We start from the raw sequence: 13170 nt of genomic DNA on the forward strand, positions 1-13170 counted from the left end.
AAGATATGAATTTAAAACACAGCTTAATGGCCATTGGCTTTATCGCTCCACTTTTAATCGGTGCGCAGCAGGTGCTTACGCCTGAACTTATGTGGAGCATGAACCGTCTGGGAGTACAGGCTGTAGCTCCTGACCACAGTGCACTAATCTACAAGGTAAGTAAAACCGACCTTAAGACCGAGAAATCCTCCAGTGAAAACTTCCTTCTAAATCTTTCAACCAGCGCAGCAAAGCAAATCGATCTTGGAAAAAAATCCCTCGTGCAGTGGGATAAGAACGGTCTGTATGCTTTAGAAGAAGGGACCCTCTACATATCAAAAGACCTAGGCAAAACCTGGAGCAGTTTTTATGCTCTTGGAAAAGTCGACAACATCCGCATTTCTCCGGACCAGAAATTCATCGCTTTTTCCAAGGAAGTAAAACTAGAAGAGACTCTAGCAAAAGAAAAATACAGCGACACGCCAAATTCTACCGGCTATATATACAATGATTTGAACCATCGCCACTGGGACACTTTCAGTGAAGGCAGGTACCACCACGTCTTTGTGGTGCCTGTAGGCGCTGAAGTAAGCTCCGCCAAAGACCTTTTAGAAGGAAAACTTTGGGATTCTCCGCAGCGGCCGTTCGGGGGCGCAGAGGATTTTATCTGGAGCCCGGATTCAAAGTCGCTTCTATACGTCGTAAAACCCAAGAGTGGAAAAGAATATGCCACTTCCACAAACACCGATATTTTCGCATACGAGATTGGTACTGCAACCACCAGGAACCTTACCGAAGGCATGATGGGGTACGATATGAATCCTAAGTTTTCTCCGGACGGAAAAATGCTGCTCTGGCAGAGCATGAAGAGGGAAGGCTATGAGGCGGATAAGAACGATATTGTAGTAATGGACTGGAAAACGGGCGTAAAAAAGAACCTCACTGAGGGATGGGACGAGAGCGTTACGGGATCTACCTTCTGGGACAAGGATTCAAAGCGGATATTTTTTACTGCTGCGTTTAGGGCTACCAAGCAACTCTTCTCCCTCGATGCTAAGACCGGAAAGATTTCGCAGATCACTTCTGGAAAATTTGATGTAAACGATATATACGCGCAGCCAGGAGAGAGGTTACTAGTTTCTAGGACCGATATGAACCACAGCGCCGACCTTTATGTCGTAAACACTAAAGGAGGTGCCATGGGGCAGGTTACCGACATTAACAAAGCACTTTACGCAAGTATTACGCCGGCCTCTACCGAGCTTAAGATGGTACCTACTACCGACGGAAAAGAGATGGGCGTTTGGATGGTATACCCACCGAATTTTGATCCTAACAAGAAATACCCAACACTTCTTTACGCACAGGGAGGACCACAGTCGGCCCTTACCCAGACGTTCAGTACGCGTTGGAACTTAGGACTTATGGCGGCTCAGGGATACATAGTGATTGCTCCAAACCGTAGAGGAATGCCGGGCTGGGGAACAAAATGGAACGAGGACATCTCCAAAGACTGGGGCGGACAGGTGATGCAGGATTATTTATCTGCGGTAGACTACGCTAAGAAACTACCTGGGGTAGATCCAGAGCGAATAGGGGCTGTTGGGGCCAGCTATGGAGGGTATAGCGTTCTTATGCTAGCAGGCATCCACGAAAACCGTTTTAAGACGTTTTTCTCTCATAACGGGCTATTTGATATGAACTCCTGGTACCATACCACCGAAGAACTCTGGTTTGCTAATTGGGATATCGGAAGTCCGTACGAAAATCCAAAACCTAAGGCATTCACCGAGTTCAATCCCGCCAACTACGTGCATAAGTGGAATACTCCATTAATGGTAGTGCAAGGGGGTAAAGACTACCGCGTGCCATACGAACAGGGCCAAGCCGCTTTCCAGGCCGCGCAGCTTAAAGGACTTAAGTCCCGACTGCTTTATTTCCCGAACGAGAACCACTGGGTGCTTAATCCACACAATGCCCTGGTATGGCAACGTGAATTCTTCGGATGGCTGAAAGAAACGCTCTAAGTTTTGATCAAAAGATTTAATTTCAACGGGTCCCCTGCGCATGTGTGCAGGGGACTTTTTTATTCAGCTGGTGAGTAAAAAAAGATTCTCCTTGACTTCCGCTGGCAAATAGCCTATCTTTGCAGGCTAATTTTTAAACCGTAATTTAAAAAATGAAAACATCCGATTTCAATTTTGACTTGCCTGCAGAACTTCTTGCAGAGCATCCTTCCGAGCACAGAGACGACGCGCGCCTGATGGTACTTCACCGTAAAACCCAGACGATCGAACATAAACTCTTTAAAGACGTCATTGACTATTTCGATGAAGGCGATCTTTTTATCTTTAACAATACTAAAGTATTTCCTGCCCGTCTTTATGGGAACAAGGAAAAGACCGGAGCCAAGATTGAGGTTTTCTTACTTAGGGAACTTGACAAAGAGACCCGCGTATGGGACGTACTGGTGGATCCGGCAAGAAAAATCCGTATTGGCAACAAGCTTTTCTTCACCGAGGATGAATCCCTGGTAGCAGAAGTTATTGACAACACTACTTCCAGAGGGAGAACTCTTCGTTTTCTTTACGATGGAACCTACGAGGAATTCCGTGCAAAGCTTAAGGAACTGGGAGAGACCCCACTTCCGAAGTACATCAAGAGAGAAGTGGAGCCGGAAGATGCAGAAAGGTACCAAACCATCTACGCCAAAGTAGAAGGCGCTGTGGCTGCACCAACCGCAGGACTGCATTTCTCTAGACACCTAATGAAAAGACTTGAAATCAAAGGAGTGGATTTTGCAGAAGTGACCCTTCATGTGGGTCTAGGAACTTTCAATCCTATTGAAGTGGAGGATCTTTCCAAGCACAAAATGGAAAGCGAGGAGGCTATCATAGACCAGAAAAATGCCGACATAATTAATAAGGCCGTAGAAGAGGGAAGAAGAGTGTGCGCTGTAGGAACTACTACAATGCGCGCCGTTGAAACTTCCGTATCTTCCAACCGTAAGATTGGACCGTACCACGGATGGACCAATAAGTTTATCTATCCTCCGCACGACTTTGGAGTGGCCAATGCGATGATTACTAATTTCCATACCCCAAAATCAACGCTAATCATGATGATTGCAGCGTTTGCAGGGAAAGATTTCATCATGCATGCGTATGAGGAAGCAATCAAAGAAAAATACAAGTTCTATTCCTACGGGGATGCGATGTTAATACTCTAAACACGAAGTTCATACAGTATTGCAACCGTCGTCTCTCTATCCGTAGGGAGACGATTTTTTTTTTTCCAAGGAGAACTTTCCTTAGAAAAACAGGTAGTACAGCAGGCTCCAGACGGCGAGGAAAAAGAGGCCCACTCCCAGGGTAGGATAGAAGGTTTTCCAATCTTTTTTAATGAGAGAAAGGTTAGGAAGATACCCAGCAAAAACCAAAGTTAGAAGTAAAGTAAAAGTTAGAAGTAAAGTAATAATTGTATGGACCATAAAGTTTGTATTAAAAAGTAAATAGAACTGTAGTGTTTCCATTTGAAAGAAAGTTAATTTGATCCTGTTAGTAGTTTAAAATTTCAAATAAATTTTCTTATAAAACGCAAAAAATCAGTTGTTTGGTAAATTCACTATCTTTGCAGCGCTAAAATTTAAATCCCTCAGAACGTTGAAAGATATACGAACCTTATCCCTTGAAGAACTCACTGCCTATTTTGTAGCGCTTGGCGAAAAACCCTTTCGTGCAAAGCAGGTATACGACTGGCTCTGGAGCAAGAACCAGCATTCGATAGAGGATATGAGCAATCTTTCGAAAGAGCTTAGAGAGCGTCTAGCAAAGGATTTTATTATTAAGCCCCTTTCTGTGGATTTGTTTCAACAGTCTAAGGACGGGACGATTAAAAACGGAGTGAAGCTTCATGACGGATTACTTGTAGAATCCGTGCTTATCCCTACGCCTACACGCACCACGGCGTGCGTTTCGAGTCAGGTGGGATGCTCGCTCAACTGCGAGTTTTGTGCCACGGCGCGCCTAAAGCGTATGCGAAACCTGGAGGTTGCAGAGATTGTCGATCAGGTAGCACTTATTGACCGTCAGAGTAGGGAACATTTCCAAAGGCCTCTTTCCAATATCGTATTTATGGGTATGGGAGAGCCTATGATGAACTATAAGAACGTTGTAGCAGCCATCCGTAAGATCACGCAGCCGGACGGGCTGGGCATGTCTCCGCGTAGGATAACAGTCTCTACTTCCGGAATACCCAAGATGATAAAAATGCTGGCCGATGAGAACCTTAAGGTTAAGCTCGCACTTTCCTTGCATTCAGCAATCGAATCCACCCGAAACGAAATCATGCCTTTCTCAGAGAAGTTTCCTCTCACAGACATTATGGAAGCCCTTCGCTACTGGTACGAGCAAACTGGCTCGGTGGTTACGTTTGAATACTGCGTATGGAAAGGTATAAACGATTCCATGGAGCATATACAGGCCCTTATCAAATTCTGCCGTCAAGTGCCTTCCAAGGTAAACTTAATCCAGTACAACCCCATTGGTGAAGGTAAGTTCGACCATCGGAGCATAGAGGCCGAGGAGCGTTACGAAAGGGAACTCACCCGCGCAGGAATCACCGTTATGGTTAGAAGAAGCAGGGGATCCGATATTGATGCGGCCTGCGGACAGCTGGCCAATAAAGCAACAGACTAATGTTTCTTCATAAGGGTAAGTCCAGAACCAATGCCCACAACCTCTCTTTAGCTTCGCTCTTAAGCCTGGTCGCAGGCCTTGTAAATGTAGTAGGTTTTTTCTCCGTTGCCGTGCTTACCACCAACGTCACGGGCCATTTTGCTTTTATGGTAAAGGAAGTCTTTGACTTAAAGTATACGGCGGCCCTGCATGTGTTTCTGTATGTGCTGATGTTTTTTTTAGGCGCATTCTTTTCTAATTTCCTGGTAGAGAAAATCTACCGTCTTCGCGAGTCCAGGATGTATGTAATTCCAACGCTTATTGAGGCGGGCATACTGCTTTGCCTTGGAATTTGGGGAGAAGCACTGCTAGATTATTCGCCCGACCTTATAGCCCTGCTATTATTATTTGCCATGGGCATGCAGAACTCTCTGGTTACAACCATATCCAACTCGGTGGTGCGCACCACGCACCTTACCGGTCTTTTTACCGACCTGGGCATTGAATGTTCGCAGCTGTTTTTTTATTCGGACCTCAAGAAAAAAGCGCAGCTTTACCGCTCCATACGCCTTCGCCTTATAATTATTTTGATGTTTTTCCTAGGAGGAATACTAGGAGGCGTACTATTTTCCTATTTAGGTATCGGAAGTCTTCTGGTGGGGGGAATTTTACTTATTTTTGGTTTGGTGCGTGACCTTTTTAAAGTCCAGCATGCACTCTACAGACGAAAACGCTATGGTTAAAAAAATTTTTCTACTTGTATTATTCTCTTTTCTCTATTCCTGCACCTCGCAGCCTAGGGAAGAGTGGCTAAAACTTAAGCCCTACAAGATTGCATCACTAGAAAAGGAGTTAAAAGAAATATCCGGTCTCTTTTATCTGGATTCTCAGCTTTATGCACTGAACGACGGTGGAAACCCCGCCGCGCTTTACCGTTTGGATCCAGGGCAAGGTTCGGTGCGCTCCAGGGTAGATATCGCAGAAAAAAACCGCGACTGGGAGGCCCTAACCGGGGACGGGAGATTCCTTTACATCGGGGATTTTGGAAACAACTGGGGAAACCGAAAGGATCTAAAGATCTATAAAGTAGTGCCTGAATCCGGTGAGATACTTCGGAGCTTTTCTTTTGATTTTGAAGAGCAAAAAGAAATAAGGGACCTGCCCCATGCACATGATTTTGACATGGAGGCGATGGTCTTTGACAAAAGGATGCTGCACCTGTTCACAAAAGAGTGGAAGAGCCTTGGAACGAGCCGCTACGAGCTGGATCCAACGATGGAGTCGGGTTTACAGCAGACCCTTAAAAGAAAGGAGCGTATAGAACTGGGGTATCTTGTAACCGATGCAGCGGTGCATGAAGAAACCCTGTATCTTATCGGCTATACCAAAAAGATGGAAGTCTATCTTTCCGTGTTTCAAAGGGACTTCCGAGGCAATTATTTTTCGCTTCCGTACAAGAAACACTATCTGGGTCTTGCCTCGGGACTAGGGCAGATCGAGTCCCTCACTGCAACAGAGAAGGGCCTGTATATTGCGGGCGAGCGTTTTACCTATAAGTTTCTTTCAGCCGAGCCTATGCTGTACTTTGTGCCCTTTGAAAAGCTAAGATAAATTTTTCTGTAGGGTGAAAAGCTTTATATTTGTAAGATTGTAACCCTTTTCAAAGCCTATAGAGTTCTGTGTCCACTGTTGTAGAAGATATTAAAAGGCCGATTGCCGGCGAAATGAAGCTTTTCGAGCAAAAGTTCTATGAATCGATGAAAAGCAGTGTGCCTTTACTCGATAAAGTCACCCGTTTTATCGTGACCACCAAAGGCAAGCAGATGCGACCGATGTTTGTGTTTTTATGTGCCAAGCTTGTGGGTGAGGTAACGGAAAAAACCTTTCGTGGAGCCTCGATGATAGAGCTTATACACACGGCTACGCTGGTACACGACGACGTGGTGGATGAGAGCTATAAGCGCAGGAATTTTTTCTCCATCAATGCGCTTTGGAAGAACAAGATTGCGGTCCTAGTAGGGGATTATCTTCTGGCTAAATCCGTTCTTCTTTCCACCGACAATAAAGAGTACGACCTTCTTTCCGTTATTTCTCGGACCATTCGTGAGATGAGTGAGGGGGAACTGCTGCAGCTTGAGAAAGCCCGAAAATTAGATATCACTGAGGAAGTGTACTACGAGATCATCCGTCAGAAGACCGCAACCCTTATTGCGGCCTGCTGCGAAGTAGGGGTGCTTTCCACATCAACTGATGCGGCGCTTGCCGAAAAGATGAAGGATTTTGGGACCTACACGGGCATGGCATTCCAAATAAAGGACGATCTGTTCGATTACTTAAGCAGCAATGTGATTGGAAAGCCCGTGGGTATCGACATCAAGGAGCAGAAAATGACCCTGCCTCTAATTTATTCCTTAAGAGAAGCCTCTGAAAAGGACCGTAAATACCATTTTCAGACCATAAAGCGCTACAATACGAAGTCTTCACGCGTTAAGGAACTGATAAATTTTGTCAAGGAATCCGGAGGACTTACCTACGCCGTGGAAGTGATGGAGAGCTACCAGCAAAAAGCTAAGGCGCTGCTTAATGAATTCCCTGATTCAGAGGCCAAAACCTCACTTCACCAGATGCTCGACTACGTCATTGAACGTAAGTTTTAGAGCTGTTTTACCTGTTTTTTCTTGTTTTTCCTATTGCGATTTTGATAAAATGCAGGGGCCTTTTTTGCATTTGAACAAAAATCTTATCTTTGTAAAAATCAATTAAGACCCATGCAGACAACCTATATAGAAACCCAGCAGATTTCTTTTCTGGATTTTAAAAAAACCGTGCTTGAGGACTACAAGCTGGGAAGAATTTCTCGTGAGATGTCCCTTATGGGAAGACGTGAGGTTCTGACCGGAAAAGCCAAGTTCGGAATATTTGGCGACGGAAAGGAACTGCCGCAGCTGGCCATGGCTAAAGTCTTCCGCAATGGAGACTGGCGCGCCGGATACTACCGGGACCAAACCTTCGCTCTTGCGATCGGCGCCCTGTCGGTAGAGAGTTTCTATGCGCAGCTTTATGCAGATACTAGCGTTGAAAGGGAACCGGCTTCGGCAGGAAGACAGATGAACGGGCACTTTGCTACCCGTACTCTGAATCCGGACGGAACCTGGAAAGACCTTACCCAAATAAAGAACATCTCTTCCGATATATCTCCGACCGCAGGGCAGATGCCACGTCTCTTAGGTCTTGCCCTTGCCTCCAAAGTATTCAAGGAGGTGGAATTTGAAGGAAGCGAGAAATTCTCCTCCAAAGGTAGGGAAGTGGCTTTCGGTACCATAGGGGATGCTTCAACTGCCGAAGGACATTTCTGGGAATCGTTAAACGCTGCCTGCGCTCTTCAGGTTCCGATGGTGGTTTCCATCTGGGACGACGGCTACGGGATTTCGGTTCCTACCCACAACCAGAGAGCCAAGAAAGACATCTCTGAGATGCTTTCGGGTTTCCAGAGAAAACAGGGAGAGAATCAAGGCTGCGAGATCATCCAGGTGAAAGCCTGGGACTACCCGGCGCTTTTGGATGCCTACGCCAAGGCTGAAGATTTTGCACGGAACCACAGTGTGCCTGTGGTGATCCACGTAGTGGAAGTCACCCAGCCGCAGGGGCACTCCACCTCGGGATCCCACGAGCGCTACAAGAACGGCGAGCGCCTGGAATGGGAAAGCAAATACGACGGGCTTCTGAAGTTCCGTGAGTGGATCCTTAGCTATTCGGTAGAGATTGAAGGCTCCGAGCATATTCTTGCCACGGTAGAGGAACTCGACATAATCGATGCCGAGGCCAAGCAAATAACCCGCGAGGGACAGAAAAAAGCCTGGGAAAGCTACCAGGGAGCAATCAAGGAAATTAACGCAGCATTACTTCCGCTGGTAAAGGACCTTGCAATTGAGAGTGTGCAGGTTCAAAAAGAACTGGAAAAATTTGAAGGGCTGGTGTCCAAGGCCAAGAAAGATATCTTCCATCTGGCGCGACGCGCTCTTCTTCTTACACGAAGTTCCAGTACGCCGCAAAGAGTAGCGCTGGAGGAAAAGTTCCAAGCCCTTTTTGCGCAGGAAAAAGAAAACTACTCCTCTCATCTCTACTCCCAAAGTAGTGAAAAAGTAACGGAAGTTAAAGAGGTGCCGCCGGTGTATTCCGAGGATTCCCCGGAAGTGGACGGAAGGGTAGTTGTAAGAAACAATTTTGACAAGATATTTGAAAAATACCCGCAGACCCTAGTATTTGGGGAAGATGCCGGAAACATCGGTGATGTGAACCAGGGACTTGAGGGAATGCAGGAAAAATACGGAGAGCTGCGTGTAGCGGACACCGGAATTCGTGAGGCTACGATCCTGGGACAAGGTCTAGGTATGGCCATGCGCGGACTTAGGCCCATAGCCGAGATTCAGTATCTGGATTATATCCTGTACTGCCTCCAAGGCATGAGCGATGATCTGGCCACCGTACAGTACCGTACCCGTGGAGGACAAAAGGCGCCTCTTATCATCCGTACCCGCGGCCACCGACTGGAAGGAATCTGGCATTCCGGATCTCCTATGGCGGGGATTTTAAATCTTTCCAAAGGAATCCACGTCCTGGTTCCTAGAAACCTTACGAAAGCGGCAGGATTTTATAACACCATGCTTCAGAGCGACGAGCCGGCCCTTATCGTAGAGTGTCTTAATGGCTACCGCCTTAAAGAGCGCCAGCCGGAGAATCTCGGAGAGTTTACCGTACCGGTAGGAAAAGTAGAAACTACCCGTGAGGGATCCGATATTACCCTCGTGACCTACGGCTCCACGTGGAGACTCGTCATGGAAGCTGCCGAGGCACTTTCAGAGCTTGGAATTTCTGCCGAAGTGATCGACGTGCAGTCTCTGATTCCTTTTGATCTTTCCAGCGATATCGTGGAGAGTCTAAAGAAAACCAACCGTCTTGCAGTAATTGATGAGGATGTAGAGGGAGGAACTTCTGCCTTTATCCTGCAACAGGTGCTGGAAAAGCAGAAAGGCTTCCGCCATCTGGACAGCGATCCTCTTACCATCTGTGCGAACGACCACCGACCGGCCTACGCCAGCGACGGGGATTATTTTTCCAAGCCTTCCGTAGACGATATGGTAGAGAAGATCTATATGCTATTCCATGAGGTGAATCCATCGAAATACCCTGCGCTCTAAGCCGTAGGAGGAAAGTTAAGCAGTGGCACGTAGTGGCCAAAAAGTATAAACCAAAGGAACTGTCTTTTACGGCAGTTCTTTTTATTGCTTTGAAAGAGAAACAACAGCCCTAGAAGCAAGAGAAATGTCAGCGATTGGGGCAGGAGAATTCCAGAAATTTTTCCGTATTTTTGTAGTTAAATACTTATCAAATGAACTACGATATCATTGTTGTCGGGAGTGGTCCCGGAGGTTACGTAACTGCAATCAGAGCATCGCAGCTGGGTTTTAAGACCGCTATTATAGAAAAGGAAAACCTAGGAGGTATCTGCCTTAACTGGGGATGTATTCCTACTAAGGCGCTTTTAAAATCAGCACACGTGTTTCATTATCTGAACCATGCCGAGGAGTACGGACTCAATAAGGTGGAAAACCCAGGGTTCGATTTCTCAAAAGTTATTCAGAGAAGCCGCGGGGTAGCCACTAAGATGAGCGGGGGTATTTCGTTTTTGATGAAGAAAAACAAAATCGACGTAGTGATGGGTGAGGCTAAGGTGAAGCCCGGCAAGAAAGTGCAGGTAACCGATAAAGACGGAAAAGTATCTGAACTATCTGCCTCCCATATCATCATCGCTACCGGTGCACGTTCCAGAGAGCTTCCTAACCTTCCTCAGGACGGAAAGAAAGTAATTGGATACCGCCAGGCACTTTCTCTTGCAGAGCAGCCAAAAAGCATGATCGTAGTGGGCTCTGGCGCCATTGGCGTGGAGTTCGCAGATTTCTATAACACGATGGGTACAAAGGTGACGGTAGTGGAGTTCATGCCAAACATCGTTCCTGTAGAGGACGAGGAAATCTCTAAGCACCTTGAGAAATCCCTTAAAAAAGCAGGTATCAATATCATGACTTCTTCCTCTGTGGAAAGCGTGGATACCAGTGGTGAGGGCGTAAAAGCCAGTGTGAAAACCAAGGACGGAATGGTAACCTTAGAGGCCGATATCCTTCTCTCCGCAGTGGGTATTACGGCTAACATTGAAAATATAGGACTAGAAGAAACAGGAATTAAGACCGACAAAGGTCGCGTGCTGGTAAACGAATGGTACGAGACCAGTGTTCCGGGATACTACGCCATTGGTGATATCATCCCGACCCAGGCACTTGCCCACGTGGCTTCTGCCGAAGGGATCACCTGCGTAGAGAAAATCAAAGGAATCCACACCGAAAAAATCGACTACGGAAATATCCCGGGATGTACCTACTGCGCCCCTGAAATTGCCTCCGTGGGTCTTACCGAGAAACAGGCTAAGGAGAAAGGCTACGAGATTAAGGTAGGTAAATTTCCGCTCTCGGCCAGTGGTAAAGCTACGGCCAACGGGAACACCGACGGGTTCATCAAAGTAGTCTTTGATGCCAAATACGGAGAATGGCTCGGATGCCATATGATCGGAGAAGGCGTAACGGATATGATCGCTGAGGCAGTGGTAGCTAGAAAATTAGAGACTACGGGGCATGAAATCATTAAATCCATTCACCCGCACCCAACGGTCTCTGAGGCGATCATGGAGGCGGTGGCCGCAGCATACGGAGAAGTTATCCATATCTAATCCCTTACAAAACTATACTACAACCGCAGCTGTATCGCTGCGGTTTTTTTGTACTTTTACCCATAAATAACTATGCTATGTACAGTTTAGGACTTGCCCTTTCGGGTGGGGGTACCAAGGGGGTAGCCCACGCAGGGGTCCTTACCTTTTTAAATGAGAAGGGTATTGCTCCGGATATTCTCTCGGGAACCAGTGCTGGGGCTATTGTAGCCAGCCTCTATGCGGTAGGTAAGAGCCCACAGGAAATTATGGCGTTTTTTAAGAGCGTGTATTTTTTCCGGTGGAACCACTTTGCCCTTACGCGGCCGGGAGGATTCATCCATTCCGACGTCTTTAAAAAATACCTGGACCCTATTTTCTCCGACATGAAGATAGGGGATCTCCATAAAACGGTACGCATTACTGCTACCAACATGGTTTCGGGGAAAATAGAAGTGTTTGGGCCCAGCGTAAAGGTTAGTGATGCAATTATTGCCTCGTGCGCCGTGCCCATGATTGCTACGCCCTATAAAATTCAGGGCTCGCTCTACAACGACGGTGGTATCTTAAATAATTTTCCTGCCGACGTACTTAAGTACGACGCAAGAAAAATCATAGGGGTGTATTTTTCTCCCCAGAAAAAGATTCAAACGGGGGATTTAAAAAGTCTTCTGGATATCACCTCCAGGGCCTACGACCTTATGACCTCGCAGAGTGAGCTTGGAAAAAGTACCGTATGCGATTGGTTTATAAATCCCGTAGAACTGGCCAATTACAGTATGTTTGAGAGTAAGAAGCCTCGACTGGACGAGATGTTTGCCATCGGGTACGAGGCTGCGAAAAGTTCCTACAGCAGTGTACTTCTTTAGTTAGTGCACAATGCTCTCCCCGCATTTTTTGCAGTAGTTGGCATCATCGTCAATATCCTCATTTTTACACCGTGGACAGGTTTTCTCCAGGTTTTGCCTCTTGTTGCGCATCTCGGCCGTTACGATTCCCGTGGGAACTGCAATGATGGAGTAACCGGCAAGCATCAGGACGATGGCAAAGAATTTCCCCAAGGGCGTGGTAGGGGAGACGTCCCCATACCCTACGGTAGTTACCGTAACTACCGCCCAGTAGATACTCTGCGGGATACTTTCAAAACCTGCCTTATGGCCTTCCACCATATACATCATGGAGCCCACCACCACTGAGAAAATCATTAGAAACAGAAGGAAGATGTATATCTTTCGAGAACTGCTCTTAAGGGCTTTAACGATTAAAAAGCCGTCGTTCATAAAATCCAGGAGGTTTAAGATCCTAAAGATCCTAAGCATCCTAAGCATCCGGATGATAAGGAAGAACTTGGTGACTGGGAAGAAGAGGCTTAAATAAAACGGAACGATAGCTAAGAAATCAATCACTCCAAAGAAACTGAATATGTAGTCTTTTTTATTGCGGATCGTAACGATACGCAGTACGTACTCAATGGTAAAGATCACCGAAATAATAATCTCAAGGGTGACAAAGATCGTATGGTACTTTAGGTCAAAGGACGGCACACTCTCCATCATGACAATGAAGGTGCTTACGAATATCAGGATAAGAAGGGAAATGTCAAAGAGTTTCCCCATCGGCGTATCCGCACGGTAAATGATGCGGCAGAGCTGTCGTTTCCACTTGGCTTTTTCGGGAATATAACGGAACTCCCTTTCCAGGTGCGGATGTTCTTGCATAGAGAAGTAGTTGAAAATTATCACTAATTTCGCTACA

11 protein-coding genes are annotated in these 13170 nt (G+C 46.5%); 9 read left to right on the forward strand and 2 right to left on the reverse strand.

Going from position 1 to position 13170, the window contains the following annotated elements; translation table 11 throughout:
- Positions 1–5 precede the first annotated feature (5 nt).
- Both IC612_RS07235 and queA read left to right on the forward strand, forming a co-directional pair.
- A complete protein-coding gene (locus IC612_RS07235; RefSeq protein WP_194739516.1) occupies positions 6–2006 on the forward strand; it encodes a S9 family peptidase in 2001 nt (666 codons plus the stop codon).
- A 152-nt stretch (positions 2007–2158) separates the two neighbouring features.
- Complete coding sequence (queA, locus tag IC612_RS07240) at positions 2159–3208, forward strand: tRNA preQ1(34) S-adenosylmethionine ribosyltransferase-isomerase QueA (protein ID WP_194739517.1); 1050 nt, start codon at positions 2159–2161, stop codon at positions 3206–3208.
- Positions 3209–3289: 81 nt separating this feature from the next.
- Here the strand turns inward: queA and IC612_RS07245 are convergent, their stop codons facing one another.
- Entirely contained in the window at positions 3290–3511 is a 222-nt protein-coding gene (locus tag IC612_RS07245) for a hypothetical protein (protein ID WP_194739518.1), read from the reverse strand.
- A gap of 130 nt (positions 3512–3641) precedes the next feature.
- On the opposite strand from IC612_RS07245, the gene rlmN reads away from it, so the two are divergent.
- The 7 genes from rlmN (at position 3642) to IC612_RS07280 (ending at position 12284) form a co-directional block, all read left to right on the forward strand.
- A complete protein-coding gene (gene rlmN, locus IC612_RS07250) occupies positions 3642–4676 on the forward strand; it encodes a 23S rRNA (adenine(2503)-C(2))-methyltransferase RlmN (protein ID WP_194739519.1) in 1035 nt (344 codons plus the stop codon).
- Complete coding sequence (locus IC612_RS07255; RefSeq protein ID WP_194739520.1) at positions 4676–5398, forward strand: YoaK family protein; 723 nt, start codon at positions 4676–4678, stop codon at positions 5396–5398. Before rlmN ends, IC612_RS07255 begins: the two co-directional genes overlap by 1 nt.
- Positions 5367–6266 (forward strand): hypothetical protein, encoded by a 900-nt coding sequence (locus IC612_RS07260; RefSeq protein WP_194739521.1) that lies wholly within the window; start codon positions 5367–5369, stop codon positions 6264–6266. The genes IC612_RS07255 and IC612_RS07260 overlap by 32 nt, the downstream gene beginning before the upstream one ends.
- A gap of 113 nt (positions 6267–6379) precedes the next feature.
- Positions 6380–7312, forward strand: a complete 933-nt coding sequence (locus tag IC612_RS07265; protein WP_228512933.1) for a polyprenyl synthetase family protein — start codon at positions 6380–6382, stop codon at positions 7310–7312.
- A 111-nt stretch (positions 7313–7423) separates the two neighbouring features.
- Positions 7424–9853 carry an alpha-ketoacid dehydrogenase subunit alpha/beta gene (locus IC612_RS07270; RefSeq protein WP_194739523.1) on the forward strand — a complete coding sequence of 810 codons (2430 nt, stop codon included), beginning with the start codon at positions 7424–7426 and terminating at the stop codon, positions 9851–9853.
- A 191-nt stretch (positions 9854–10044) separates the two neighbouring features.
- Positions 10045–11436 carry a dihydrolipoyl dehydrogenase gene (gene lpdA / locus IC612_RS07275; protein ID WP_194739524.1) on the forward strand — a complete coding sequence of 464 codons (1392 nt, stop codon included), beginning with the start codon at positions 10045–10047 and terminating at the stop codon, positions 11434–11436.
- A 77-nt stretch (positions 11437–11513) separates the two neighbouring features.
- Complete coding sequence (locus tag IC612_RS07280) at positions 11514–12284, forward strand: patatin-like phospholipase family protein (RefSeq protein WP_194739525.1); 771 nt, start codon at positions 11514–11516, stop codon at positions 12282–12284.
- Here IC612_RS07280 and IC612_RS07285 read toward each other — a convergent pair whose 3' ends face one another.
- On the reverse strand, positions 12285–13133 hold the full coding sequence (locus IC612_RS07285; RefSeq protein ID WP_194739526.1) for an ion transporter: 849 nt from the start codon (positions 13131–13133) through the stop codon (positions 12285–12287).
- Positions 13134–13170: the final 37 nt, after the last annotated feature.

This window comes from Planobacterium oryzisoli, assembly GCF_015354315.1.
Classification (GTDB): Bacteria; Bacteroidota; Bacteroidia; order Flavobacteriales; family Weeksellaceae; genus Planobacterium_A; species Planobacterium_A oryzisoli.